Origin of the sequence: Mizugakiibacter sp., from assembly GCF_039680435.1 — a bacterium.
In the GTDB taxonomy this organism is placed as follows: domain Bacteria; phylum Pseudomonadota; class Gammaproteobacteria; order Xanthomonadales; family Rhodanobacteraceae; genus Mizugakiibacter.
The window spans coordinates 32,898-59,747 of record NZ_JBDKSX010000037.1; the positions used below are offsets into that span (position 1 = coordinate 32,898).

The following is a 26,850-nucleotide window of genomic DNA, read 5'->3' on the forward strand; positions in this document are numbered from 1 at the left end:
CCTTCGCGATTCCGATCCTGCTGGATCAGTTGCGGCAGGACGAAGGCAGGTACTTGCTGTCGACCGTGCTCTTCTTGCAGCTCCATTCGGTGCTGCCCGTATGGGTGATGGCCGAAAGCGACAGCAGTTTGCCGGTGATCTTGGTGTTGGCCTGCTTGCCAAAAGTGACCTCGATCCGGCCGACATTCGTGCTGACATCGAGCTGGGTCACATACTTGCCGGAAATGCTGGTGTTCTTGGCAAGACCCGCCGACTGGTTGTTCTTCGGGAAGTGGCCGTAGTTCGAGTAGAACTCGGTGATGGCGGTCTTCGCGCCATCCGCCAGGCTCATGCCCTCGGACACCTGCGAGCGGATCACGTAGTCCTGGTAGGCCGGGATGGCGATGGCCGCCAGGATCGCGATGATCGCCACGACGATCATCAGCTCGATCAGCGTAAAGCCCTGTTGGATCTTCTTCATGGTTGTCCCTCTCTAGAGAAAGCCAGCTAACCGGTTTGGTGCCCCCTGAGCCCCAGCCATCGGATCAGAAGATCCGCCTCCTTGACCGTCCGGCAGGAACGACCAGAAGCTCTCCCGAAATTCAGCATTTTCCATGCCATTTCGGCGCTGCGGGCACCGGGTGGATGCCGCAGTGCATGGGATTGTGCAGAGGGTCACACCGATGACGCAAGCCGCGATTCGCGATGGCCGTCACATGCCCGAGAGGGGCGGCCGGCGAACGCGGGATTGTTCGTGCACATTGACTTGGGGCGTCAGCGACTGACGTATTTGGTCACCCGAGGGCAGCGTTGCGGGCATATTGCGGTCAGGACTTGCGGCAGACCGAGGGCAGGTACTGCCCCGGGATCGTCTTGCTGTGGCAGATCCAGTCGATGCTGCCGGCGTGCGTGACCGGCGACAGCAGCAGCGTGCCGGCCTTGATCTTCTGGTTGGCCTTGGGTGCGCCGAAGCTGACGGTGATCAGGCCGCCGGTCACGTCCACCTGGGAGACATAGGCGCCGGTGATGGACTGCGGCTTGGCCAGTCCCGCGGACGCATTGTTCGAAGGCCCGCGCCCGGTGTTCGACATGAAATCCCACACCGCCGCCTTGGCGCCGGTCGCCAGCGACAGGCCCTCGGAAACCTGGGCGCGGATCACGTAGTCCTGATACGCCGGGATGGCGATCGCGGCGAGGATGGCGATGATCGCGACCACGATCATCAGTTCGATCAGCGTGAAGCCGGCCTGGATGCGCTCGGCCATGGGTGGAATCCCCCCTGAGGATTGTCACGGAGCGTTACAGCACGTTCCGTACCAACACGGGGGCGATTCCGGGCGCGCGTCACGGAAACGGGCGGCGTGGCCCCGCACCCGGTCCGGAGGGAACCTGCGCGCGCGGGCGCCTGCTGGCACAATCGGCGTTCGGCTCGCATGACATGAAGAAGGGTCTCGACTCGATGAAAACCCTCCTGGTGACCGGCGGAGCCGGCTTCATCGGCGGCAACTTCGTGCTGGACGCGCTCGCACGGGGCGGCTGCCGGGTGGTCAACCTGGACAAGCTGACCTATGCCGGCAACCCGGACACCCTGGCCTCGCTGCAGGGCCGCACCGACCACGTGTTCGTGCACGGCGACATCGGCGACGCCGCGCTGGTGAAACGGCTGCTGGACCAGCACCGCCCGGACGCGATCGTCAATTTCGCCGCCGAGTCGCACGTGGACCGCTCGATCGACGGCCCGGCGGCGTTCGTGCAGACCAACGTGGTCGGCACGCTGGCCCTGCTTGAGTGCGCGCGCGACTACTGGCGCGCGCTGCCGGCGGACAAGCAGGACGGCTTCCGCTTCCTGCACGTGTCCACCGACGAGGTGTACGGCTCGCTGGGCGCGGTCGGCAGGTTCACCGAGGAGACGGCCTACGCGCCGAACTCGCCCTATTCGGCGTCGAAGGCGGCCTCCGACCATCTGGTGCGGGCGTTCCGCCACACCTACGGGCTGCCGACGCTGACCACCAACTGCTCGAACAACTACGGGCCGTACCAGTTTCCGGAGAAGCTGATCCCGCTGGTGATCCAGAAGGCGCTGGCCGGCGAGGCGCTGCCGGTGTACGGCGACGGCCGCAACGTGCGCGACTGGCTGTACGTGGGCGACCACTGCGCGGCGATCCGGCGCGTGCTGGAGGCCGGGCGCGTCGGCGAAACCTACAACGTGGGCGGCGACGCGGAGCGCGAGAACATCCACGTGGTGAAGACGATCTGCGCGCTGCTGGACGAACGCCGGCCGCTGGCCGCCGGCGGCAAGCGCGAAGCCCTGATCACCTACGTCAAGGACCGCCCCGGCCACGACCGCCGCTACGCGATCGACGCTTCCAAGCTCAGGCGCGAGCTGGATTGGCGGCCGACCGAGAGCTTCGAGAGCGGCATCGCCCGCACCGTCGACTGGTACCTGGCGAATCAGGCCTGGGTGCGGCGCGTGCTGGACGGCAGCTACCGGATGGAGCGGCTCGGCGCCGCCTGAGGCGACAGGTGGGTCGAGGCCCACCCTACGCCCACGCCGCGTTGGCAGGTAGGCTGGGCTTCAGCCCACCGTACGGTCCAGGGAAGCGCGATGGCGGGTCCGACCCGCTTCGCATGTGAGGAAACGAAGTGACGACGCAGAAAGGCATCATCCTCGCCGGCGGTTCCGGCACGCGGCTGTATCCGATCACGCAGGCGGTCAGCAAGCAGCTGCTGCCGGTGTACGACAAGCCGATGATCTACTACCCGCTGGCGACGCTGATGCTGGCCGGCATCCGCGAGGTGCTGGTGATCAACACGCCGCACGAGCAGCCGCTGTTCCAGCGCCTGCTCGGCGACGGTTCGCAGTGGGGCATCGACATCCGCTATGCCGTGCAGCCCTCGCCGGACGGATTGGCGCAGGCGTTCCTGATCGGCCGCGAATTCGTCGGCGGCGCGCCGAGCTGCCTGATCCTCGGCGACAACCTCTTCTACGGCCAGGGCCTGACCGGGATGATGCGCCGCGCCGCCGAGCGCGAACGCGGCGCGACCGTGTTCGGCTATTGGGTCGGCGATCCCGAGCGCTACGGCGTGGCCGAATTCGACGCCGCCGGCCGCGTGATCGGCCTGGAGGAGAAACCGGCGCAACCGAAGTCGAACTACGCGGTCACCGGCCTCTATTTCTACGACGAGCGCGTGTGCGATTTCGCCGCCGCGCTGAAGCCGTCCGCGCGCGGCGAGCTGGAGATCACCGACCTCAACCGCATGTACCTCGACGACGGCAGCCTGATGCTGGAGCCGCTGGGCCGCGGCTACGCCTGGCTCGACACCGGCACCCACGACTCGCTGGTGCAGGCGGCGAACTACATCGAGACCATCGAGAACCGCCAAGGCCTGAAGGTGTGCTGCCCGGAGGAGATCGCCTACGTCAACGGCTGGATCGACGCCGAGCAGGTGCTGCGCCTCGCCGCGCCGCTGGCCAAGACCGGCTACGGCCAGTACCTGCAGCGCCTGGTGGCGCAGGGAGCGATCCGGTGAGGCGCGTCGACACCGACCTGCCCGGCGTGTGCATGATCGAGCCGGCCGTGCACGGCGACAGCCGCGGCTACTTCTACGAGAGCTTCCACGCCGGCAAGTTCGCCGATCTCGGCATCGATCTCGCCATCGTGCAGACCAACGTCTCGCGCTCGGCCCAGGGGGTGCTGCGTGGCCTGCATTACCAGTGGCCGCACCCGCAGGCCAAGCTGATCAGCGTGCTGGAAGGCGAGGTGTACGACGTGGCGGTCGACATCCGCCGCGGCTCGCCGACGTTCGGGCGCTGGACCGCGGCGGTCCTCTCCGCCGATAACAAGCGCCATTTCTGGATCCCGGAAGGCTACGCGCACGGCTTCTGCGTGCTCTCGGAACACGCCACCTTCATGTACCACTGCAGCGCGCTGTACGACCGCGCGGCCGATGCCGCGGTGCGCTGGAACGATGGCGACATCGCCATCGACTGGCCGATCAGCGCGCCGCTGCTGTCCGACAAGGACGCGCGCGCGCCGTTCCTCGCCGACATACCGCCCGAGCGCCTGCCGGAGGTTCGCGGGTGAGGATCCTGCTGCTCGGCGCCAACGGCCAGGTCGGCTTCGAGCTGCTGCGCGCGCTGGCGCCCTTGGGCGAAGTGATCGCCACCACGCGCCGCGGCGCGCTGCCGGGCGGCACGGCGTGCGAGCGCGCCGACCTCGACGCGCCGGCGACGCTGGGCGCGCTGCTCGACCGCACGGCGCCGGCGCTGGTCGTCAACGCCGCCGCCTACACCGCGGTCGACCGTGCCGAGGACGAGCAGGAAGCGGCGATGCGCGCCAACGGCGAGGCGGTCGGCGCGCTGGGCGCCTGGGCGGCGCGGCGCGGCGCGCTGGTCGTGCACTACTCGACCGACTACGTTTTCGACGGCGCGGCGGCGCGGCCCTACCGCGAGGACGATCCCACCGGACCGCTCGGCGCCTACGGCCGCAGCAAGCTGGCCGGCGAAGCGGCGTTGCGCGAAAGCGGCGCCGATCACCTGATCCTGCGCACCGCCTGGGTGTACGGCGCGCGCGGCCACAACTTCCTGCGCACCATGCTGCGCCTCGCCGGCGAGCGCGAGCGCCTCACCGTGGTCGACGACCAGCACGGCGCGCCGACCTCGTCGCGCCTGATCGCGTCCGCCACCGCGGCCGCGCTGGCGCGCTGGCTCGACTGGGACGCCGCGCGCCGCCGCGCCGCGCTGGGTACCCACCACCTGGTCGCGTCCGGACAGACCACCTGGTGCGGCTTCGCGCGTGCGATCTTCGAGCAGGCCGCAGCCGCCGGCGTGATCGCTCGCGTCCCGCAGGTGGACGCCATCCCGACATCGGCCTTCCCGACGCGGGCGCGCCGCCCGGCGTGGTCGGTGCTCGACACGGCGCGTTTCCGCGACACCTTTGGCCTGCACCTGCCGGACTGGCGGGATGGACTGGCGCAGGCGGTCGGCGAGCTGGGCGAGGCCCGCGCCATGGCGCCGCGCTGAGGCCGCGGCGGCTCGCCTGCGCACTTTCCGTCGCCGGCGAACGGCCGTTGCGATATAAACGGCACGGGGAACGGCCGCAGCGCGCGGCCGTGCATCGGAAGCAGGGGGCATCACGATGGATATACGTCGCCTGTGCGGCGCGCTGTTGCTTGGGCTGTGCGCGATGGCCGCTTGCGCGGCGCCGGTCTCGTTCGAGAACCTGGCGCGCCACGCCCAATACAAGAACGTCAAGATTTCGCCGGACGGCCAGTATCTTGCCGCTACCGCCGTCATCAAGGGGCAGACCGTTCTGGCCCTCGTGCACTTGAGCGACATGAAGGGAACCACGCTGCGACCTCGCGAGGAGGACGACGTGGTCGACTTCTGGTGGGTGTCGCCGACTCGCGTGCTGTACACGGTCGGCATGCGCTGGGGCGGGTACGACGCCCCGCTGCTGACTGGCGAGCTGTTCGGGATCAATGCCGATGGTACCGGTGCGGACACGTTGTACGGGTTCCGCAAGGGCGGCCCGAGCTTCGCGTCGCACATCGACCGCGGGTCGGCCGAACGCGGGTCGGCAAGGTTCATTGCGGCGATCCCCGACGACCCCGATGACGCGCTGGTTGCGATCAGCGACTGGGACGCCGCGGGAAACGAAGTGCCCCTGCCGGTCGTGTATCGGATGAACGTGCATGACGGCCGGAAGGTCAAGATCGCCGATGTGCCGCTGCGTGGCGCAGCGTTCGTCGCCGATCACCACGGGCACGTCCGCTTCGCCTACGGCGAGGACTCCGTCGGCGATTTCAAGGTTTACGAGCGCGCCGCCGAAGGGGGCGACTGGAAGCCGATGCCCGAGATCGCGACGCACGCCCGCGCGCATCCGTGGGCGTTCAGTCGCGACGACAGCGTGGTGTATTTCGACTGCCCCGCCGATGCGGGAGGCTTCGGCTTGTGCCGCTGGGACGTGGCGAAGCGCACCATGGCGAATGTGTGGAGCCATCCCAAGGTCGAGCCCGACTGGCTGCTGTGGGGGCTTGCCGACGACGCCATCATCGGCGTGACCTTCATCGACGGCCGCCCCGGCCTGTCCGTGTTCGATCGCAGCACGCCCGACGTGCAGGCGCTGGTGGCGCTGATGCAGCAGTTCCCCGGTGAAAGCGTGCGCTTCGTTTCCGGTACCCGGGACGGCAGCAAGACCGTCGTGCTGGTGGATGCGGATGCCGACCCGGGCACGTTCTATCTGCTCGACAACAAGGCCAACAAGTTGACCCCACTGCTGGCGCGTGCGCCGTGGATCGACCCGGAGCGGATGGCGAGCAAGCAGCCGATCGAGTTCGCGGCGCGCGACGGACTCGACCTGCACGGCTATCTCAGCCTGCCGCCGGGTCGGGAAAATGCCAAGCACCTGCCGATGGTGGTGCTGGTGCACGGCGGCCCGTACGGCGTGCGCGACGACTGGGACTACGATTCGGACGTGCAGGCGCTGGCCACCCATGGCTACGCCGTGCTGCAGGTGAACTTCCGCGGTTCGGGCGGCTACGGCTACGGCTTCGAGCGGGCTGGCTGGCGCGAGTGGGGCGGCAAGATGCAGGACGACGTCACCGACGCCACCCGCTGGGCGATAGCGCAGGGCTATGCCGATCCGGGCCGCATCTGCATCATGGGCGCCAGCTACGGCGGCTACGCGGCGCTGGAAGGCGCAGTCAAGGAATCGGATCTGTACCGCTGCGCGATCGGTTACGTGGGCGTGTACGACCTGCGCCTGATGTACACGCGCGGCGACATTCCCCAGTCCACCTACGGCGAGAACTATCTCAAGCGCGTGCTGGGCACGGACATGGACGACCTGGCGCGGCGCTCGCCGCTCTACAACCTCGACCGGCTGAAGGCGAGGGTGATGCTGGTCGTCGGCGGCCGCGACCAGCGCGTGCCGCCGGTGCAGGGCCAGAGCCTGCACGCCAAGCTGCAGGAGCGCGGCATCGCGCACGAGTGGCTGTACAAGCCGAACGAATCCCACGGCTTCTACGACGAGGCCAATGTCGCCGAGCTGTACGCCAAGGTGGTGCAGTTCCTCGACAGCAACATCGGCTCGGCCTCCGCTGCCACCCAGTGAAGCGGCCCCGGATGGATCTGCGGCGAGGCGCGGCCCTCGCCGCGGCGGCGGCCCGCAGCGCCGCGCTCCGTCCGGCATGCCCCCTGCAGGAGCGGCCACGACGCTTGTCGCGACCACGGTCGCTCCCGTATTTGAGTGGAGCATCCGGCGCGCGCAGCGGGTCCGCGCACGCCTACTTCACGCCGTGCATCCAGCGCCTGAGCAGCGGCGTCAGCGCGAGCACGACGATGCCGCCGACGATGCCGATCTTGGCCGAGAACACGAACAGCCGGTCGTAGCTGGCGAGCGCCGCCGCGACGTCCAGCGTCGCCCCTTGCGGAAGTTCGATCGCCGACAGCTTGCTCAGCGCGGCGGCCAGCATCTCGGAATAGGAAAGCCCGAGGAACCAGCCGCCCATCATCAGGCTGACCACGCGCGGCACGGACAGTTGCGTCACCGCCGACAGCCCGATCGGCGACAGCAGCATCTCGCCGACCTCGAGCACGAAGTAGGCGAGCACGAACCAGCCGATGCCGGTCAGCCCGTTCGCCTGCGGATGGCGTGCGCTCCACGCCAGCACCAGGAACGACAGGCCGGCGAAGATCAGGCCCAGCGCCGCCTTCGCCGGCTTGCTCGGGTTGAGGCCGGCGCGCTCCAGTCGCGGCCACAGCCAGGCCAGGATCGGCGCCAGCACCAGGATGAAGAACGCGCCCAGCGAGGTGAGCTCGCTGGCGGTCCAGGTGAGGCCCAGCGCCTCGTGGTTCATCGCGCGGTCCGAGAACAGCACCCACGAGCCGTAGGTCTGCTCGTACAGCGCGAAGAACACCAGGCAGAACGCGACGAAGGCGAGCACCACGGCCATCTGCTGGCGTTCGACCCGCGTGCAGCGCGCGAACATGAACCAGAGAATGCCGCCGAGCAGGCAGGCCGCGACCAGGTGCATGCCGAGCAGCACCGGGCTCGGCTCGAACACGCCCGGCACGATCTTCAGGAACAGCGAGTGCGCCTGGACCAGGCCCCAGATCACGAACAGCCCGGCGATCGCGCCGAGGTAGATCAGGTGTTCGCGGGTGAGCGGCCCCAGCACGCGCTGGCGCAGCCGCGCCGGGTCGCGCGGCTCGGCGTGGCCGCGCAGGTGCTTCTGGCCGTGGATGAAATTCGCCAGTCCGGCGAGCATGCCGATGCCGGCGACGCCGAAGCCCCAGCCCCAGCCGTAGGTTTCGCCGAGCCAGCCGCACAGCACGCCGGAGATCGTCGCGCCGAGGTTGATGCCGGCATAGAACAGGCTGAAGCCGGAATCGCGGCGCGGATCGTTCTCCGGATACAGCTTGCCGACGATGGTGGAGATGTTCGGCTTGAGGAAGCCGACGCCCATGATGATCAGCGCCAGCGAGAAGTAGAACGCCTGCAGCGCGGCCTCGTCGCGCACGACCACGCCGTCGACCAGCGTCGCCTGCCGGCCCTCGATGGCCATGCCGAGGTGGCCGAGCACCAGCAGGATGCCACCGAACACCACCGCCTTGCGCATGCCGAGGAAGCGGTCGGCGAGCAGGCCGCCGATCACCGGCATCGCATACACCAGCCCGCCGTAGGCGCCGACCAGGTTGTAGCCGTGCGCGTCGCTGAACAGGTGGTACTTGACCAGGTACAGCAGCAGCAACGCCCGCATGCCGTAGAACGAGAAGCGCTCCCACATCTCGGTGAGGAAGCAGACGTACAGGCCCTTGGGGTGGCCGAACAGTTCGTCGCTGCGCGCGGCGGGAATGGCGATGGCGGACATACGGGGCCCTTGCGGATGCGCGCCGAGTATAGACAGGTGCCGCCGCCTGCCGTGCGGGCGGCCGGAACGCGTCGGGGTCCGCGGAACGCTTCGGCCCCGGATCCGTGCCCCGCAGATCGCGGCCGAGGCCGCTTCCGCGGGGGAGGACGCTCGCGCACGGATACGCTCCCCGTGAGGGGCGGGCCTTGCGCCCACCGTCCGCGGCCTTTACCGTCCCCGGCTTTGCCACCGCACTCCCGGAGGATCGTGATGAAGCCGCTGCTTGCCGCGCTCGTCGTGGCGTTCGCTGTCGGGCCGGCGCTTGCCGTCGCCGCGCCGCATCCGTTCGACGTGCACGACCTGGTGATGATGGATCGCGTCGGCGATCCGGTCGCGTCGCCCGATGGCCGCCACGTCGCCTTCACCGTGCGCTCCACCGACTATGCCGCCAACAAGGGCGTCAACAGCCTGTGGGTGCTCGACCTCGACGCGCGCAAGGCGCAGCCGCACAAGTTGGTCGAAGCCGACGCCAGCGGCCCGCACTGGTCGGCCGACGGCAAGGCGATCTACTTCCTGTCGTCGAAATCGGGCTCCAGCCAGGTCTGGCGCGTGCCCGCCGCCGGCGGCGCGGCGAGCCAGGTCAGCCGCTATCCGCTCGACGTCGACAACTTCACGCTATCGTTTGACGGCACGCACGTCGCGCTGTCGATGGCGGTGTTCACGGACTGCGCGGACCTCGCCTGCACGCACGCACGCCTCGACGCGAAGACCAAGGACAAAGCCAGCGGCCGCGTCTACGACCGCCTGTTCGTGCGCCACTGGGACACCTGGGCGGACGGCCGCCGCGCACAGCTCTACGTCGCCGCGTTCGGCGCCGACGGCACGCTGTCCGATGCGCCGGTCTGGCTGAGCCGCGGCCTCGACGGCGACGTACCCTCCAAGCCGTACGGCGACGAGAGCGAATACACGTTCTCGCCCGACGGCAAGACCGTCTATTTCGGCCTGCGCGTCGCCGGCAAGAGCGAGCCGTGGTCGACCAACTTCGACGTCTATGCGGCGCCCGCCGACGGTTCCGCCGCGGCGCGCAACCTCACCGCTGCCAATCCGGCCTGGGATGCGTACCCGACGCCGTCGCCGGACGGCAGGACGCTGTACTACCTCGCGATGAAAACGCCCGGTTTCGAGGCCGACCGCTTCGCGATCATGGCGCTGGATCTCGCCAGCGGCGCGACGCGCGAGGTCGACCCGCAGTGGGATCGCTCGGCCGGCCCGCTGAAGGTGTCGGCCGACGGCAGGACGCTGTACACCACCACCGACGACTGGGGCCGGCATCCGCTGTTCGCGGTCGACGCCGCCAGCGGCAAGGTGACGAAGCTCGTCGATGGCGGCACCGTCACCGGCTTCGATCTCGCCGGTGACCGCCTGGTGCTCGGCCGGCAGGACTTCAAGCATCCGACCGATCTCTACGCGGCGGCCGCGAACGGCAAGCACCTCGCGCAGCTCACCCGCTTCAACGCCGAACGCCTGAAGGACATCCGCTTCGGCGACTACGAGTTCTACACGTTCAAGGGCTGGAACGGCGATACCGTGCAGGGCTACGTGGTCAAGCCGGTCGGCTACCAGAAGGGCAAGAAGTATCCGGTGGCGTTCCTGGTCCACGGCGGCCCGCAGGGCGCGTGGACCGAGGACTTCCACTACCGCTGGAACCCGCAGACCTATGCCGGCGCCGGCTTCGCCGTGGTCACGGTCAACTTCCACGGCTCGACCGGCTACGGCCAGGCGTTCACCGACGCGATCTCGGGGCATTGGGGCGACCGCCCGCTGGAGGACCTGCAGAAGGGCTGGCAGGCCGCGCTCGACAAGTACGCCTTCCTCGACGGCGACCGCGCCTGCGCGCTCGGCGCCAGCTACGGCGGCTACATGGTGTACTGGATGGCCGGCGTGTGGAACCAGCCGTGGAAGTGCCTGGTCGACCACGACGGCGTGTTCGACGCGCGCATGATGTACTACGCCACCGAGGAGCTGTGGTTCGAGGAATTCGAGAACGGCGGCACGCAGTTCGAGCATCCGCAGAACTACGAGGCGTTCAACCCGATCGACCACGTCAAGGACTGGCGCGTGCCGATGCTGGTGGTGCATGGCGGCCACGACTACCGCATCCCCGAGACGCAGGGCCTCGGCGCGTTCACCGCGCTGCAGCGCCGCGGCATCGAAAGCCAGTTGCTGTACTTCCCCGACGAGAACCACTGGGTGGTCAAGCCGCACAACAGCGTGCTGTGGCACCAGACGGTCGAAGCCTGGCTGAAGCGCTGGACGGCGCCGGAAGGCAAGTAGCTTCGGCGCGGGTTCCGCGCATCGCGAAAACGGCGGCCTCGGGCCGCCGTTTTCGTATCCGCACCCGCTGCCGAGCCGAGCCGGGCGATGGCACGCGATCATCGGCAGACGCGGCCTGCGTCGTCACCTCGAGGCGGTCGCGGCCACGGCCGCCCCTGCAAGAGCGCGATGCGTCTCTTGCCGTGCAGTGCGACGACATGTGGCCGGTGCAACAGCGTGGCGCACGCCCACGCGCTTCATGTAGGAGCGACCGTGGTCGCGACTTCGGCGCGGCACGTCGCGTCTTCGCGCCATGGTCGCGCTTGCGTGCCCGCGTGGTGCGACGCGATGCCACGGTACCGCCGGCGCCACGTGCGACGAAGCGCCGCGGCGGCGATTGACAATTATCAACACCGGCAGCGCCGCCGGCTCCTAAGTTCTCCCGCAGCGGTGCGTAAAACGAAACGCGCCCTCCGTTTCGCAGGCAACTTCGGGAGTCCGAGATGAGCAACCACGACAACTCGTTCGACGCCTCGCGCCGCAACCTCATCAAACGGGGCCTGCTGGCCGGGGTGGGCGCGTTCGCGGTGGGCGCGCTGCTGCATGCGCAACCGGCCCGTGCGGAGAAGGCCGGCAAGGCGGCGATGCTCTACCAGGACACGCCGCACGGCACGCAGACCTGCCTGAACTGCATCCAGTACGTGCCGGGCGCGACGCCCGATGCGCCGGGCACCTGCAAGGTGGTCGAGGGCACCGTCAGCCCCAAGGGCTGGTGCGTGGCCTATTCGCCGAAGTCCTGATCGCGCGCACGCGCGGCGCGTCGCTCCGGCGCGCCGCGGTGCGGGCAGGGGGATGCCATGGACGAGAAGTCCTTGTGGACGCGGAGACGCCTGCTGAAGGCGGCCGCGGGCGCCGTGCTGGCCGGTGGTGCGCTGGCCGCCGGCGGCTGGAGCCTGCTGCGGCTGGGCCGCAACCTCTATCAGGTGCGCCGCGAACGCACGCTGATGCAGACCTCGGTGTCGGTGACCGCGCTGGCGGACGACGTCGAGGCCGCGCACCGCGGCATCGAGGCGGCGTTCGCGGCGATGGTCGCGGCCACGGCGACGCTGACGCGCTTCGATGCGCGCAGTCCGCTGGCGCGGCTGAATCGCGAAGGCCGCCTCGATGATCCGCCGCCGATGCTGCGCGCGGTGCTCGCCCGGGCGCACGAGATTGCCGAGCGCTCGGAAGGCGACTTCGATGCCACCGTCGCGCCGGTCCTGGATTACTACTACGCGCAGCCGCGGCCGATCGTGCTGTCGGCGGCGGATCGCGGCGCGGTGGCCGCGCGCGAGCGCGTGGTCGGCTTCCGCCACGTCGAAATGGACGCCGCCGGCATCCGTTTCCTGCGGTCGGGCGTGGCGCTCACGCTGGACGGCATCGCCAAAGGCTACGTGGTCGACCAGGGCATCGCCGCGCTGCGTCGGGCCGGCATCGAGGATGCGCTGATCGACGCCGGCGGCGAGGTGCGCGCGATCGCCGGTGCGGATCCCGAGCGCCGCTGGAACGTCGGCATCGTCGATCCGCAGCGCAGCGGGCGCATCGCCGCGGTGGTCGAGCTGCGCAACGCCGCGTTGTCCACCTCCGGCAACTACGAGGTGTACTTCTCGGCGGACCGTCGCCTGTTCCACATCATCGATCCGCACACCGGCTATTCGCCGGACCGCTACTCCAGCGTGACCGTGATGGGCGCGCTGTCGATGGACACCGACGCCGCCAGCGTGGCGGCGTTCTCGATGGAGCTGCCGCGGCTGGCGGCGTTCGCCGATGGCCTGGACCAGCAGTGGCTGGCGTTCTCCTGGGACGGCGCCACGCGCTGGCACTCCCGCGACCTGCCGCTGGTCAGCGGCGAAGCGCGGGCGTTCGGATGAGCGCCGCCGCGATCTCCGCTCCCATCCTCGCGCCGCAGCGCGACGCGCGCGGCCGCTGCGGCAACGTGCTGCGCCTGCTGGCGGGAATCGTGCTGATGCTGGCCGCGTCGGTGGCGGCGGCCGCCGGCATCGATGCGGCGCGACCGCAGGTGCGCAGCTATTTCCCGGACGCGACGCGCTTCGGCGCGGTCGAGGGTACGCCGCCGGCGGCGGCGGTCTATCGCGGCGACGCGGTGATCGGCTACGTCTTCGAGACGCGCATGGTCGCGCCGGTACCGGCCTATTCCGGCGAGCCGATCAACATCCTCGTCGCCATCGACCGCGACGGCCGCATCGTCGGCGCCGAGGTGCTGGAGCAGCACGAGCCGATCCTGCTGGTCGGCATCCCGGTGCAGAAGCTGTACGACTTCGTCGCCCGCTACATCGGCCGCCGCGCCACCGACGAGGTGGTGGTGGGCGGAGGCGGCGGCAAGGACAGCGTCGCCGTCGACGCGATCAGCAGCGCCACCGTGACCGCGATGGCGGTCAACCAGACGATCATGGACGCCGCGCTCAAGGTGGCGGTGTCGCGACGGCTGGTGGAAGCGCCGGACCACGGCGCCGGCGCGCGCGCCCGCGTGCGCCGCGACCTGTACCGCAGCGCCGACTGGAACGAGCTGACCGGCAACGGCGCCATCCGCCGCCTGCAGCTCGACGGCGCCGACGTCGAGGCGGCGTTCCGCAAGCTGAAGGGCGGCACGCAGGCCGGCTTCGTCGCCGAGGGTCAGGATGGCGGCGCCGGCGGCGGCGGGTTCATCGACCTCCACTACGCGGACATCACGCCGCCGACCGTCGGCCGCAATCTGCTCGGCGAGGCAGCCTACGCCGACCTGATGGCGCGGCTGGCGCCCGGCGACGAGGCCATCGCGGTGATGGCGAACGGACGCTATTCGTTCAAGGGCGTCGGCTACGTGCGCGGCGGCATCTTCGATCGCGTGCACGTGGTGCAGGACAACAAGCTGATCCTGTTCCACGACAGCGACTTCCAGCCGCTGGTCGACGCCGAGCTGGCGGGCATGCCGGCGTTCGCCGAGATGGCCTTATTCATCGTCCGCCACGGCTACGGTTTCGATCCCGGCCGGCCGTGGACGCTGCAGCTGCTGGTGCGCCGCCAGGTCGGCCCGCTGCAAAGCGTCTACACCACGTTCGACGCCGGCTACCGCATGCCGGCGGCCTTCCTCGAACAGCCGCCGGTGCGCCGCTTCGGTCCCTTCGTCGAGCCCGGCGCCAACGCGCCGGCGTGGGCGAAGGCGTGGTTCCGCCGGCGCTTCGAGATCCTCGGGCTGGCGCTCGGCCTCGGCGTGCTCGGCGCGATCCTGGTCTTCCAGGACTGGTTCGTGCGCCGGCCCAGGCTGCTCGAGCGCCTGCGCGTCGGCTTCCTGGTCTACACGGTGGTGTTCATCGGCTGGTACGGGCTGGCGCAGCTCTCCGTGGTCAATGTATTCGCGTTCATCGGCTCGGCGCTGCACCAGTTCCAGTGGTCGACGTTCCTGGCCGACCCGCTGATCTTCATCCTGTGGGTGTTCGTCGCGGTGTCGGCGCTGCTGGTCGGCCGCGGCGTCTACTGCGGCTGGCTGTGCCCGTTCGGCGCGCTGCAGGCACTGGTCAACAAGGCCGCGCGCCGCTTCCGCGTGCCGCAGCTCGAACTGCCGACGTTCGTGCACGAGCGGCTGTGGGCGATCAAGTACATCGTGCTGCTGGTGTTGTTCGGGCTGTCGCTGCAATCGGTGGCGCTGGCCGAGCGCTACGCCGAGGTCGAGCCGTTCAAGACGGCGATCGACCTGCACTTCATGCGCTCCTGGGGCTACGTCGCCTACGCCGTGGCGCTGCTGGCGGTGTCGGCGTTCAACAGCAAGTTCTACTGCAAGTACGTCTGCCCGCTGGGCGCGGGGCTGGCGATCGGCGGCCGGCTGCGGCTGTTCGAGTGGCTGCGCCGGCGCCGCGAATGCGGCCATCCCTGCCAGGTCTGCGCCAACGAGTGCGAGGTGCAGGCGATCGATCCGATCGGGCGCATCAACCACAACGAATGCCATTACTGCCTGGACTGCCAGGTGACCTACTGGAACGACCACAAGTGCCCACCGCTGGTCGAGCGCCGCAAGCGCATGGAGCGGGCGATGCAGGCCAAGGTGGTCGTCTACACGGATGCCGCTCCGGCGGCGCACGAGAGGGCCGGTGCCGAAGCGGTGCCGCAACAATCACGATCGCGAGGGTAGCGACATGGAAGAGAGCCGCAGCAAACAGCATTCCGTCGACGAGGCGACGGTGCATGAGGCCACGCCGGCCGAGTCGCCGGCTGCCACGGGCGCACCGGACGATCGCGGCCGCCGCAACTTCATCGGCGGCACCGCACTGGCCGGACTCGCCGGCGTCGGCGCCGGTCTGCTTGGTGGCCTGGGCATGCCGCGCCGCGCGCACGCGGCGGCGGCCGAGGGGATACCCGGGGATCACGTGGCGCCAGGCCAGCTCGACGAGTACTACGGCATCTGGAGCGGCGGCCAGTCCGGCGAGCTGCGCATCCTCGGCCTGCCGTCGATGCGCGAACTGACGCGCGTGCCGGTGTTCAACCCCGACTTCACCATCGGCTGGGGCGTCACCAACGAGTCCAAGCGCGTGCTGGGCAAGAACCCGCCGCCGGGCGGCGATCTGCACCACCCGCACATGAGCATGACCGACGGCCGCTATGACGGCCGCTACATCTTCGTCAACGACAAGGCCAATACGCGCGTCGCGCGCATCCGCTGCGACGTGATGCGCACCGACAAGATCCTCGAGATCCCCAACGTGCAGGCGATCCACGGCATGCGCGTGCAGCGCGTGCCGCGCACCAAGTACGTGTTCTGCAACGGCGAGTACCGCATCCCGCACCCGAACGACGGCCACGATCTCGAGGATCCGACGAAGTACTCGACGCTGTACACCGCCGTGAACGCGGACACCATGGAGGTGGCGTGGCAGGTGCTGGTGGACGGCAACCTCGACAACACCGACGCCGACTACAGCGGCAAGTACGCCGCGTCGACCTGCTACAACAGCGAGGGCGGCGTCGACCTGGCCGGTTTCATGCGCGACGAGCGCGACTGGGTGGTGGTGTTCAACATTCCGCGCATCGAGCAGGCGGTGAAACAGGGCAAGCTGCTGAAGCTGCCGGGCTCGAAGGTGCCGGTGGTCGACGGCCGCCACGGTTCCGACCTCACGCTGTACGTCCCGGTGGCGAAGAATCCGCACGGCTGCAATGCCAGCCCGGACGGCAAGTACCTGATGGCCGCGGGCAAGCTGTCGCCGACGGTGACCGTGATCAGCTGGCAGCGCGTCGACGACTGGTTCGCCGGCAGGCTGAAGCAGCCGCGCGACGTGGTGGTCGCCGAGCCCGAGCTCGGCCTCGGCCCGCTGCACACCGCCTTCGACGGCCGCGGCTATGCCTATACCACGCTGTTCATCGACAGCCAGATCGTCAAGTGGAACATCGAGGAGGCGATCCGCGCCTACAACGGCGCCAAGGTCAACTACATCCGCCAGAAGCTCGACGTCGCCTATCAGCCCGGGCACAACCACTCGTCGATGGGCGAGTCGCGCGACGCCGACGGCAAATGGCTGGTGTCGCTGAACAAGTTCTCCAAGGACCGCTTCCTGCCGGTCGGCCCGCTGCACCCGGACAACGACCAGCTGATCGACATTTCCGGCGACGAGATGAAACTCATCGCGGACGGTCCGGTGTACTGCGAGCCGCACGACTGCCTGATCATCCATCGGCGCCTGCTGATGGGAAAGTTCAAGCAGCAGTGGACGCGCAGCGATCCGTTCTTCGCCGAGACCGTGGCGATGGCACGCAAGGACGGCGTGGTGCTGGAGAAGGACTCCAAGGTCGTGCGCAACGGCAAGGAGGTGCACGTCTACATGACCAGCGCCGCGCCCAAGTACGGCCTCGATGCGTTCAAGGTCAAGAAGGGCGACCGCGTCACCGTGGTGGTGACCAACGTCGACCAGGTGCAGGACCTCAGCCACGGCTTCTGCCTCACCGACCACGGCATCAACATGGAGATCAGCCCGCAACAGACCTCGTCGGTGACCTTCGTCGCCGACAAGCCGGGCGTGTACTGGTACTACTGCACGTTCTTCTGCCACGCGCTGCACATGGAGATGTGCGGCCGCATGCTGGTGGAAGCCTGAGGGGACGCGGCCGCGGCGGTTCGCCGCTGCGGCCGCGCACCGTGCGCGATGGGCGTGTCGACTGCTCCCCTGCGGATGACCGCGTGCGCTGGCGCGCTCGCCGTATTGCTGGCGTGGCTGCCTGACGCCGGCGCGGCCGCGCCGGCCGACGCGCTGGCGCAGGCGATCGCGCGCGCCGCACCGGGAGCGACGATTACGGTGCCGACGGGCGTGCATGTCGTGCATCTGCGGCTCGACAAGCCGCTGACCCTGGTCGGCGCGCCGGGCGCCGTACTGGACGGCGAGGACAGCGGCGACGTGATCCGCATCGCCGCCTCCGACGTCGTCGTGCGCGGCCTGGCGATCCGCCGCTCCGGCACCGACCTGACGGCGATGAACGCCGGCGTCTTCGTCGAGCAGCAGGCGCGCCGGGTGGCGATCGTCGGCAACGCGCTCGAGGACGTGCTGTTCGGCGTGTACCTCAACGGCGCGGCCGACGTGCGGGTGATCGGCAACCGTATCCGCGGCGTGGCCGCGCTGCGCTCGCCGGACCGCGGCGACGGCATCCACCTGTGGAACGACACCGGCGTCGAGGTGCGCGACAACGACGTCGGTACCGTGCGCGACGGCATCTACATCTACGTCAGCCCGCGCAATCGCATCGTCGGCAACCGCATCCACGACGTGCGCTACGGCATCCACTACATGTACTCGAACCACAACCTGATCGCCGGCAACATCACCACGCGCACGCGCGCCGGCTACGCGCTGATGCAGTCGGACCACCTGACCGTCAGCGGCAACCGCTCGCTGGGCGACGCCACCTACGGCATGCTGCTCAACTACGTCACCTACAGCACGCTGGACGGCAACATCGTCCGCGACGTCACCGGCGAGCGGGACGAGCACGGCCAGCCGCTGCCGGGCGGCGAGGGCAAGGGCATGTTCGTCTACAACTCGGAGTACAACCGCATCGCCGGCAACGACATCGTGCGCTGCCCGATCGGCATCCACGTCACCGCCGGCTCGGAAGGCAACCTGGTCCACGGCAACGCCTTCGTCGACAACCGCGTGCAGGTGAAATACGTGCAGAACGTCGCCCAGGAGTGGTCGTGGCGCGGCCGCGGCAACTACTGGAGCGACTATGTCGGCTGGGATCTCGACGGCGACGGCCGCGGCGACGCCGCGTTCCGCCCCAACGACGGCGTCGACATCCTGTTCTGGAAATACCCGGGCGCGCGCCTGCTGATGAGCAGCCCGGCGATCCTGACGCTGCGCTACGTGCAGCGCGCGTTTCCCGTGTTCACGCCGCCGAGCGTGAGCGACAGCCACCCGCTGATGGCGCGGCCGGCGGTGCGCGAAGGCGATGCGTATGCGGCACGCGATTGAGGCCAGCGGTCTCGGCAAGCGCTACGGCGATGCCTGGGCGTTGCGCGAGGTGTCGGTGACGGTGCCGGCGGGCGAGGTGGTCGGCCTGCTCGGCCACAACGGCGCCGGCAAGTCGACGCTGATCAAGCTGATGCTCGGGCTGATCCGCCCCAGCGACGGGCGGCTGGCGGTGCTCGGCGCGGATCCCTTTGGCGCCGAGGCGCGGCGGCTGCGCGCGCGCATCGGCTACCTGCCGGAGAACGTGGCGTTCTACGGCAACCTGAGCGGACGCGAGACGCTGGCCTATCTAGCGGTGCTGAAGCGCGCGCCGGCGGGCGAGGTGGGCGACCTGCTGGAACGCGTCGGCCTGGCCGCCGCCGACCGCCGCGTGCGCACCTATTCGAACGGCATGCGCCAGCGCCTCGGCCTGGCGCAGGCGCTGCTCGGCGATCCCGAACTGCTGCTGCTGGACGAGCCGACCTCCGGGCTCGATCCGGCCGCAACGCGCGAGTTCTTCGAGCTGGTCGCCGCGCTGCGCGCGCGCGGCCGCACCGTGGTGATCTCCTCGCACGTGCTGGCGGAACTGGAGCCGCATCTGGACCGCGCGATCATCCTCGGCGGCGGTCGGCTGCTGGCGCAGGGCGCGGTGGGCGAGCTGCAGGCCGCGGCGCGCCTGCCGGTGACGATCACGGTGCGCCTGGCCGACGGCGCGGACGGCGCGCCGATCGAGGCCTGGCTGCGCGAGCGGGCCGGCGCCGCGCCGACGCGGCGCGCCGATACGCTCGAGTTCGACGTGCCGCACGCGGCCAAGCTGGAGACGGTGCGCCGGCTGCTGCAGGCGCCGCAACTCGTCGACATCGACGTGCGCGAGGCGACGCTGGCGCGCCTGTACGCCGCGATCGGTGCGGAGCCGGCGCCCCGCGGGAGGAGCGAGACGTGAGGCCGATCCTGTCCATCGCCGGCAAGGAATTCCGCGACGACTTCCGCGGCCGCTGGACGCTGGCGATCACCGGCCTGTTCGCCGTGCTGGCGCTCGGCATCGCCTACTTTGGCGCCGCCGCCGCCGGCCGCCTCGGCTTCGTCTCCTTCAACGCCACGCTCGCGAGCCTGACCACGCTGGCCGCGTTCGTGATCCCGCTGATCGGCCTGCTGATCGCCTACGACACGATCGTCGGCGAGCGCGAGAGCGGCACCCTGGCGCTGCTGCTGTCCTATCCGTTGTCGCGCGCCGAGCTGATCGCCGGCAAGTTCCTCGGTCACAGCGGCGTGCTGGCGGTCGCCACCGCGCTCGGCTTCGGCGCGGCGGTGGTGCTGATCCAGTTGATGACGCCGGAGGCGCGCACCTGGTCGGCATGGCGGCACCTCGGCGTGTTCGTCGGCAGCGCCTCGCTGCTGGGCGCGAGCTTCGCCGGCATGGCCTGCCTGATCAGCGCGCTGGCGCGCGAGAAGGCGCGCGCCGCCGGGCTGGCGCTGCTCGCCTGGTTCGTGCTGGTGATGCTGTTCGACCTGGTGCTTCTGGCCCTGCTGGTGTTCAGCGGCGGCAACGCGATGGAGCGCGCGCTCTATCCCTACCTGCTGCTGGCCAACCCGATCGACGTGTTCCGCCTGGTCAACCTGGTGGCGCTGGGCGCGGGTGCCGGCAACGACGTGTTCATGTCGATGACCGCGGCGCACGCGTATCCGCCGGCGCTGCTGGTCGCCGCCATGCTCGCCTGGGGCTTCGGCCCGTTCCTGCTGGCGCTGCTGGCGTTCCGCCGGCAGGAGCTGTGAGCATGGCCGCGATGCGTGCGCAATGGCTGTGGCTGCTGGCGGCGGCGGCTCTCGCCGGCTGCGGCACCGGCACCACGCAGGACGCGCGGCCGCCGGTGGCGATCGGCGCGGACGACGCCTGCGCGGTCTGCGGCATGGACATCGCCGGCAGCCCGGGACCGCGCGCCGAGGCCTACGTGGGCGACGCCGCGCAGCCGCTGAAATTCGAATCGACGCGGGACTTCTTCGCCTACGTGCTGCAGGACGACGTGGCGGGCCAGCTCGGCGCCGTCTACGTGCAGGACGCGGCACGTATCGACTGGGCGCATCCCGATGGCGCCGCTGCCGGTTTCACCGACGCGCGCGCGGCGTACTACGTCGCCTGGCAGCCGTTGCACGGCGGCATGGGGCCGACGCTGGCGTCGTTCGCGCGCCGCGCCGACGCCGAGGCGTTCGTCGCCGCGCGCGGCGGCGAAGTGCTGCGCTACGGCGACGTCACGCCGACGCTGGTCTCGCAACTGGATTACGCCTGCCCCGCGCCGGGGTCGCCGTCCGCGCGCCTGGCGCGCGCCTGCCGGCCTGCGCCGCCGGGCGCTGTCGCGGGGGCGGATCAGCAGCAGCGCCCGCCGCCGCCGCGGTAGCGCGCCTCGAGGCGCTCGGCGAAGAACGCCTCGTAGCTCATCACTGCCCGCTCCGGATGGGCGCGGCGCATGTGCTCGACGTAGGTGTCGTAGTCGGGCACGCCGACGATCAGGCGGCCCGTCTGCACGGCGCGGCGCCACGCTTCGCGCAGGTGTCGCCGCAGCAGGGTTCTGGCAGAGTCGAGATTCATGATTCGCCGCCCCGTGTACCGGCGCCGGAGGCGTCCGCCTCCGGCGCCCGGCAGGTCACGACTGCACCGTGGCCATCGCCACGTAGGGTTCCTCGTGCGCGGTCGGCTGCGCGGTGCGCCGCGCGGCGAGGATGGTACGCACGCCGAACACGGCGGTGGCCGCGACCAGCAGCATGAACAGCGCGGTCAGGGTCGCGTCGACGTAGTTGTTGGTGATGATGCGCTGCATCTCCTCCAGCGACTTGGCCGGCGCCAGCACCTTGCCCTCGGCGATCGCGGCGGCGAACTTGCGCGCGTTGGCGAGGAAGCTGATCTTGGCGTCGTCGTGGAACAGCTTCTGCCAGCCGGCGGTGAGCGTGCACACGACCAGCCACAGCGCCGGGACCGCGGGCACCCACAGGTAGCGCTCGCGCTTGAGCTTGACCACGATCACGCAGCACAGCGTCAACGCGATCGCCGCCAGCATCTGGTTGGCGATGCCGAACAGCGGCCACAGCGTGTTGATGCCGCCGAACGGGTCGACCACGCCCTGGTAGAGGAAGTAGCCCCATGCCGCCACGCACACCACGGTGGCGATCAGGTTGGCGCTCCACGATTCGGTCTTCTTCAGCGGCGGATACGCCAGCCCGGCCAGCTCCTGGATCATGAAGCGGCCGACGCGGGTGCCGGCATCCACGGTGGTGAGGATGAACAGCGCCTCGAACAGGATCGCGTAGTGGTACCAGAACGCCATCATGCCCTCGCCGGGCAGGATGCCGTGCAGCAGTTGCGCCATGCCGACCGCCAGCGTCGGCGCGCCGCCGGCGCGGTGCAGGATGGTGGTCTCGCCGATGTCGTGCGCGGTTTGCATCAGCATGTCCGGCGTGACCACGAAGCCCCACTGGCTGATCGTCGCCGCCGCTTCCTGCACGGTGCCGCCGATCGCCGCCGCCGGCGAGTTCATGGCGAAATACACGCCCGGCTGCAGGATGCCGGCGGCAACCAGCGCCATGATGGCGACGAACGCCTCCATCAGCATGCCGCCGTAGCCGATCATGCGCGCCTCGCGCTCGTTGGCGAGCATCTTCGGCGTGGTGCCGGAGGAGATCAGCGAATGCCAGCCGGACACCGCGCCGCAGGCGATGGTGATGAACAGGAACGGGAACAGGTTGCCGGCGAACACCGGGCCGCTGCCGTCGATGAACCTGGTGATCGCCGGCATCTGCAGCATCGGCGCGGCCAGGAAGATCGCCGCGGCCAGCAGCAGGATGGTGCCGATCTTGAGGAAGGTGCTGAGGTAGTCGCGCGGCGCCAGCAGGAACCACACCGGCAGCACCGAGGCGCAGAAGCCGTAGGCGATCAGCATCCACGCCAGCGACTTGCCGTCGTAGTCGAACAGCGGCGCCCACGACGGGTCGACCGCGACCTTGCCGCCGATCCACACCGACAGCATCAGCAGCACGAAGCCGATCAGCGACACTTCCAGCACCTTGCCGGGGCGGACCCAGCGCAGGTAGCTGCCCATCAGCAGCGCGATCGGGATGGTCATCGCCACCGTGAACGTGCCCCACGGGCTGTGCGTCAGCGCCTTGACCACCACCAGCGCCAGCACCGCCAGGATGATCATCATGATCGTCAGCACGCCGATCATCGCCACCACGCCGGCGGCCGAGCCCATCTCCATGCGCACCATGTCGCCCAGCGACTTGCCGTCGCGGCGGATCGACAGGCCGAGGATCATGAAGTCCTGCACCGCGCCGGCGAACACCACGCCGACCAGGATCCACAGCGTGCCGGGCAGGTAGCCCATCTGCGCCGCCAGCACCGGGCCGACCAGCGGGCCGGCGCCGGCGATCGCGGCGAAGTGGTGGCCGTACAGCACCCACTTGTCGGTGGGCACGTAGTCGAGGCCGTCGTTGCGCAGGTGCGCAGGCGTGGCGCGGGTGGTGTCGAGCTGCAGCACGCGCTCGGCGATGAAGCGGCTGTAGAAGCGGTAGCCGATCACGAAGGTCGCGATCGACGCGGCCACCAGCCAGGTGGCGTTGATGGTTTCGCCGCGGTGCAGCGCGACGGTGCCGAGGCAGAATGCCCCGAAGATTGCGAATGCGGCCCAGCCGAACTTGCTGACGACGCTGCCCATGACCGTCCTCCCCGGATCGACCGCGGAAGATTCCGCCCGCGGAGCGCGGGGGTCAATGCCGGAGGGCATAGCCATTGGTCGAATCGGGCCGGCCCCGGGCGGGCGCCCCGCGCCGCCGGTGCGGCGCGCTTGTGGCATCATACGCCGTCCTTTTGCCCCGTCCTGCCGGCACCGCCATGCTGATTTTCGAGCTTTCGCAGCCAGGCCGCACCGCGGCCGCCCAGCTTCCCGCCGATACCGCCGTCCCCGCCGATCTTCCCGAACAGTTCCGCCGCAAGAGCGCGCTGGGCCTGCCCGAGGTGTCCGAGCTGCAGGCGCTGCGCCATTACACCAACCTGTCGCGGAAGAACTTCTCGATCGACACGAACTTCTATCCGCTCGGTTCGTGCACGATGAAATACAACCCGCGCGCCTGCAATTCGCTGGCGATGCTGGACGGCTTCCTGGCGCGCCATCCGTACGCGCCGGAATCGCTGAGCCAGGGTTTCCTGTCGTGCATGCACGAGCTGCAGGACATGCTGGCCGACGTCACCGGCATGAAGGGCGGCGTGTCGCTGGCGCCGCTGGCCGGCGCGCAGGGCGAGCTGGCCGGCGTGGCGATGATCATGGCCTACCACCGCCATCGCGGCGACACGGCGCGCACCGAGATCATCGTGCCCGACGCCGCGCACGGCACCAATCCGGCCACCGCCTCGATGTGCGGCTGCACGGTGCGCGAGGTGCCGACGCTGGACGACGGCGACATCGACCTCGAGGCGCTGAAGAAGGCGCTGGGGCCGAAGACCGCCGGCATCATGCTGACCAACCCCTCGACGATCGGCGTGTTCGAGCGCCACATCAAGGAGATCGCCGGCCTGGTGCACGCCGCCGGCGGCCTGCTGTATTACGACGGCGCCAACCTCAACGCCATCCTCGGCAAGGTGCGGCCCGGCGACATGGGCTTCGACGCCATCCACATGAACCTGCACAAGACCTTCTCGACGCCGCACGGCGGCGGCGGTCCGGGTGCGGGCGCGGTGGGCGTGTCCGAGCGCCTGAAGCCGTTCCTGCCGATTCCGATGGTGGAGAAGCGCGAGAACGGCAGCTATGGCTGGGTGCGCCGCAAGGACCGCCCGCTGTCGATCGGCCGCCTGACCAGCTTCGCCGGCAACGCCGGCGTGCTGCTGCGCGCCTACGTCTACGCGCGCATGCTCGGGCGCGAAGGCATGGTGCGCGTGGCCGAGTACGCCACCTTGAACGCCAACTACATGGCCAAGCGCATGGCGGAGAAGGGCTTCACCCTGGCCTATCCGAAGCGCCGCGCCAGCCACGAGTTCATCGTCACCGTGGCGCCGCAGAAGAAGCAGAGCGGCGTCACCGCGCTCGACTTCTCCAAGGCGCTGCTGGACCACGGCATCCACGCACCGACCAACTACTTCCCGCTGCTGGTGCCGGAGTGCCTGCTGATCGAGCCGACCGAGACCGAGAGCAAGGAAACGCTGGACGCGTTCGTCGAGGTGATGGCCGGGCTGCTCGCGCTGTCCGCCAGCGACCCGCAGGCGATGAAGGACGCGCCGCGCACCACGCCGGTGCGCCGGCTCGACGACGTCAAGGCGGCGCGGGAACTCGACGTCGCCTGGCGCGAGCCCGCGGCGGCGGGCGACGCCGTGCGCGCGGCCTGAGCGCGCACGGGGCGAGGGGGCGCCCATGGCCAGCATCGAGCCGCGCGGCCCGCGCCAGATCTGGAACGCGTTCATCTGGTCGCTGAAAGGACTGCGCGCGGCGTGGCGCTACGAGGCGTCGTTCCGCTTCGAGCTGTACCTGTGCGTCGTGCTGATGCCGCTCGGGCTGTGGCTGGGCCATGGTCCGATCGAGAAGGTCCTGCTGGTGCTGACGCCGACGCTGGTGCTGTCCGCGGAGCTGCTCAACTCCGCGGTCGAGGCCGTGGTCGACAAGGTCAGCCCGGAGTTCCACGAACTGGCCGGACGCGCCAAGGACATGGGTTCGGCGGCGGTGTTCCTGCTGATGCTGCTGGTGCTGCTGACCTGGGGCCTGATCCTCGGCGGACGCCTGCTCGCGTAAGACGGCTGTGGGGTGGGCCCTGGCCCACCGTCGCAACTTCGTCAACCGAACGGTGGGCCAGGCCGACGGCGCTTGTGGCGGGCCCGCGCGCGTGCTGCAATCGGCGCGCCGACACGAGAGGGTCCGCCATGCGCATCGCACGTCCGCTGCTGCTCGTCGTCCTCGTCGCGCTGCTGTCCGGCTGCGGCTACAACGCCATCCAGCGCGCCGACGAGCAGGTCAAGGCCGCCTGGTCCGAGGTGCTGAACCAGTACCAGCGCCGCGCCGACCTGGTACCCAACCTGGTCGCCACCGTCAAGGGCTATGCCAGCCACGAGGAGCGCGTGCTGACCGAGGTCACCAACGCGCGCGCCAAGGTCGGCAGCATCCAGATGACGCCCGAGCTGGCCAATGACCCGAGGGCGCTGGCCGCGTTCCAGCAGGCGCAGGGCGAGCTGTCCAGCGCGCTGACGCGGCTGATGGCGGTCAGCGAGAACTATCCCAACCTCAAGGCCGACGGCCTGTTCCAGAACCTGCAGGCGCAACTCGAGGGCACCGAGAACCGCATCGCCGTGGCGCGCAACCGCTACGTCAAGGCGGTGCAGGACTACAACGCGCTGATCCGCCAGTTCCCGACGGTGATCACCGCCAAGGTGTTCGGCTACCAGGTCAAGCCGAACTTCACGGTGGAGAACGAGAAGGCGATCTCGACCGCGCCGACCGTCGATTTCTCGCAGCCGCAGCCGGCGCCAGCGCGGTCGCGCTGAACTTCCGATGCGCGCGCTCGTGCGCTCGTTGCTTGCCTTCGGCGCGGCCGTACTGCTGGCGGCGGCGGGCAACGCGTTCGCGCAGGAGGAGCCGGCGATCCCGCCGCTGCATGCGCGCGTCACCGACACCACCGGCACGCTGACCGCGCAGCAGGCGCAGGAGCTGGAGCAGCGCCTCGCCGCGCTGGAGCAGCGCAAAGGCGCGCAGCTCGCCGTGCTGATCGTGCCGACGACGCAGCCGGACACGATCGAGGATTACGCCGTCCGCGTGTTCGACCAGTGGAAGCTGGGGCGCAAGAACGTCGACGACGGCGTGCTGCTGATCGTCGCCAAGGACGACCGTCGCGTGCGCATCGAAGTGGCGTACGGCCTGGAAGGCGCGATTCCCGACGCCGCCGCCAGCCGCATCATCCGCGAGTACATCACGCCGCGTTTCCGCCAGGGCGACTACTACGGCGGCATCGGCGACGCGGTCAACGTGCTCACCCAGTTGATCGACGGCGAGCCGCTGCCGCCGCCGCTGGAGGAGCGCGAACCCGCGCAGCCCGGCGCCAGCTGGCTGCCGCTGCTGTTCTTCGCGTTCGTGCTGGCGACGATCCTGCGCGCGCCGTTCCGGCGCCTGCGCGCGCCGGGACGAGCGCTCGGCACCGGCCTGCTGAACGCCGCGGCCAGCCTGTTCTTCAGCGGCGGGCGCTGGGGCTTCGCGTTGGCCGGCCTCGCGATCGGCCTGCT

The 26,850-nt window shown here is 69.8% G+C and carries 23 protein-coding genes; 18 read left to right on the forward strand and 5 right to left on the reverse strand.

Annotation, left to right across the window (positions count from 1 at the left end; translation table 11 throughout):
* Positions 1-25: 25 nt before the first annotated feature.
* Positions 26-460 (reverse strand): pilin, encoded by a 435-nt coding sequence (locus ABFC67_RS04275; protein WP_346736807.1) that lies wholly within the window; start codon positions 458-460, stop codon positions 26-28.
* 346 nt (positions 461-806) lie between these two features.
* On the reverse strand, positions 807-1,244 hold the full coding sequence (locus tag ABFC67_RS04280; protein ID WP_346736808.1) for a pilin: 438 nt from the start codon (positions 1,242-1,244) through the stop codon (positions 807-809).
* A 194-nt stretch (positions 1,245-1,438) separates the two neighbouring features.
* Between ABFC67_RS04280 and rfbB the strand changes: the two genes are divergently transcribed.
* The 5 genes from rfbB (at position 1,439) to ABFC67_RS04305 (ending at position 7,094) form a co-directional block, all read left to right on the forward strand.
* Positions 1,439-2,494 carry a dTDP-glucose 4,6-dehydratase gene (rfbB, locus tag ABFC67_RS04285; RefSeq protein ID WP_346736809.1) on the forward strand — a complete coding sequence of 352 codons (1,056 nt, stop codon included), beginning with the start codon at positions 1,439-1,441 and terminating at the stop codon, positions 2,492-2,494.
* A gap of 128 nt (positions 2,495-2,622) precedes the next feature.
* Positions 2,623-3,510 carry a glucose-1-phosphate thymidylyltransferase RfbA gene (gene rfbA / locus ABFC67_RS04290; protein WP_346736810.1) on the forward strand — a complete coding sequence of 296 codons (888 nt, stop codon included), beginning with the start codon at positions 2,623-2,625 and terminating at the stop codon, positions 3,508-3,510.
* Positions 3,507-4,064, forward strand: coding sequence for a dTDP-4-dehydrorhamnose 3,5-epimerase (rfbC, locus tag ABFC67_RS04295; protein WP_346736811.1), 558 nt, complete (start codon positions 3,507-3,509; stop codon positions 4,062-4,064). The genes rfbA and rfbC overlap by 4 nt, the downstream gene beginning before the upstream one ends.
* Positions 4,061-5,002 carry a dTDP-4-dehydrorhamnose reductase gene (gene rfbD / locus ABFC67_RS04300; RefSeq protein WP_346736812.1) on the forward strand — a complete coding sequence of 314 codons (942 nt, stop codon included), beginning with the start codon at positions 4,061-4,063 and terminating at the stop codon, positions 5,000-5,002. Before rfbC ends, rfbD begins: the two co-directional genes overlap by 4 nt.
* A 115-nt stretch (positions 5,003-5,117) precedes the next feature.
* Positions 5,118-7,094, forward strand: a complete 1,977-nt coding sequence (locus tag ABFC67_RS04305; RefSeq protein WP_346736813.1) for an alpha/beta fold hydrolase — start codon at positions 5,118-5,120, stop codon at positions 7,092-7,094.
* Between the two features lie 172 nt (positions 7,095-7,266).
* On the opposite strand, the gene ABFC67_RS04310 is transcribed toward ABFC67_RS04305, so the two are convergent.
* The gene (locus tag ABFC67_RS04310) at positions 7,267-8,853 is read right to left on the reverse strand and encodes an oligopeptide:H+ symporter (protein ID WP_346736814.1); all 1,587 of its coding nucleotides are present in this window, start codon (positions 8,851-8,853) and stop codon (positions 7,267-7,269) included.
* A 249-nt stretch (positions 8,854-9,102) separates the two neighbouring features.
* Between ABFC67_RS04310 and ABFC67_RS04315 the strand changes: the two genes are divergently transcribed.
* From ABFC67_RS04315 to ABFC67_RS04355, 9 genes are all read left to right on the forward strand, one after another.
* The gene (locus ABFC67_RS04315; RefSeq protein ID WP_346736815.1) at positions 9,103-11,166 is read left to right on the forward strand and encodes a S9 family peptidase; all 2,064 of its coding nucleotides are present in this window, start codon (positions 9,103-9,105) and stop codon (positions 11,164-11,166) included.
* Between the two features lie 482 nt (positions 11,167-11,648).
* Positions 11,649-11,945, forward strand: a complete 297-nt coding sequence (locus ABFC67_RS04320) for a high-potential iron-sulfur protein (RefSeq protein ID WP_346736816.1) — start codon at positions 11,649-11,651, stop codon at positions 11,943-11,945.
* 57 nt (positions 11,946-12,002) lie between these two features.
* The gene (locus tag ABFC67_RS04325; RefSeq protein WP_346736817.1) at positions 12,003-13,055 is read left to right on the forward strand and encodes an FAD:protein FMN transferase; all 1,053 of its coding nucleotides are present in this window, start codon (positions 12,003-12,005) and stop codon (positions 13,053-13,055) included.
* Positions 13,052-15,310 (forward strand): 4Fe-4S binding protein, encoded by a 2,259-nt coding sequence (locus ABFC67_RS04330; RefSeq protein WP_346736818.1) that lies wholly within the window; start codon positions 13,052-13,054, stop codon positions 15,308-15,310. The genes ABFC67_RS04325 and ABFC67_RS04330 overlap by 4 nt, the downstream gene beginning before the upstream one ends.
* A gap of 4 nt (positions 15,311-15,314) precedes the next feature.
* Positions 15,315-17,264, forward strand: coding sequence for a TAT-dependent nitrous-oxide reductase (gene nosZ, locus ABFC67_RS04335; RefSeq protein ID WP_346736819.1), 1,950 nt, complete (start codon positions 15,315-15,317; stop codon positions 17,262-17,264).
* 75 nt (positions 17,265-17,339) lie between these two features.
* Positions 17,340-18,632, forward strand: coding sequence for a nitrous oxide reductase family maturation protein NosD (locus ABFC67_RS04340; protein ID WP_346736820.1), 1,293 nt, complete (start codon positions 17,340-17,342; stop codon positions 18,630-18,632).
* The gene (locus ABFC67_RS04345) at positions 18,616-19,551 is read left to right on the forward strand and encodes an ABC transporter ATP-binding protein (protein WP_346736821.1); all 936 of its coding nucleotides are present in this window, start codon (positions 18,616-18,618) and stop codon (positions 19,549-19,551) included. The genes ABFC67_RS04340 and ABFC67_RS04345 overlap by 17 nt, the downstream gene beginning before the upstream one ends.
* Entirely contained in the window at positions 19,548-20,381 is an 834-nt protein-coding gene (locus tag ABFC67_RS04350; RefSeq protein ID WP_346736822.1) for an ABC transporter permease subunit, read from the forward strand. The genes ABFC67_RS04345 and ABFC67_RS04350 overlap by 4 nt, the downstream gene beginning before the upstream one ends.
* 2 nt (positions 20,382-20,383) lie before the next feature.
* Entirely contained in the window at positions 20,384-21,001 is a 618-nt protein-coding gene (locus ABFC67_RS04355; RefSeq protein WP_346736823.1) for a nitrous oxide reductase accessory protein NosL, read from the forward strand.
* Here ABFC67_RS04355 and ABFC67_RS04360 read toward each other — a convergent pair.
* Together ABFC67_RS04360 and ABFC67_RS04365 are read right to left on the reverse strand one after the other, a co-directional pair.
* The gene (locus ABFC67_RS04360; protein ID WP_346736824.1) at positions 20,971-21,192 is read right to left on the reverse strand and encodes a YbdD/YjiX family protein; all 222 of its coding nucleotides are present in this window, start codon (positions 21,190-21,192) and stop codon (positions 20,971-20,973) included. The two genes, ABFC67_RS04355 and ABFC67_RS04360, sit on opposite strands and share 31 nt — an antisense overlap.
* Positions 21,193-21,247: 55 nt before the next feature.
* The gene (locus ABFC67_RS04365; RefSeq protein ID WP_346736825.1) at positions 21,248-23,311 is read right to left on the reverse strand and encodes a carbon starvation CstA family protein; all 2,064 of its coding nucleotides are present in this window, start codon (positions 23,309-23,311) and stop codon (positions 21,248-21,250) included.
* A gap of 176 nt (positions 23,312-23,487) precedes the next feature.
* Between ABFC67_RS04365 and gcvPB the strand changes: the two genes are divergently transcribed.
* From gcvPB to ABFC67_RS04385, 4 genes are all read left to right on the forward strand, one after another.
* Complete coding sequence (gene gcvPB, locus ABFC67_RS04370) at positions 23,488-24,972, forward strand: aminomethyl-transferring glycine dehydrogenase subunit GcvPB (protein WP_346736826.1); 1,485 nt, start codon at positions 23,488-23,490, stop codon at positions 24,970-24,972.
* A 25-nt stretch (positions 24,973-24,997) separates the two neighbouring features.
* On the forward strand, positions 24,998-25,372 hold the full coding sequence (locus ABFC67_RS04375) for a diacylglycerol kinase (protein ID WP_346736827.1): 375 nt from the start codon (positions 24,998-25,000) through the stop codon (positions 25,370-25,372).
* 128 nt (positions 25,373-25,500) lie between these two features.
* Positions 25,501-26,118: a LemA family protein gene (locus ABFC67_RS04380; RefSeq protein WP_346736828.1), complete on the forward strand. Its 618-nt coding sequence runs from the start codon at positions 25,501-25,503 to the stop codon at positions 26,116-26,118.
* 7 nt (positions 26,119-26,125) lie between these two features.
* On the forward strand, positions 26,126-26,850 hold a 725-nt coding region (locus tag ABFC67_RS04385; RefSeq protein WP_346736829.1), incomplete at its 3' end, for a YgcG family protein.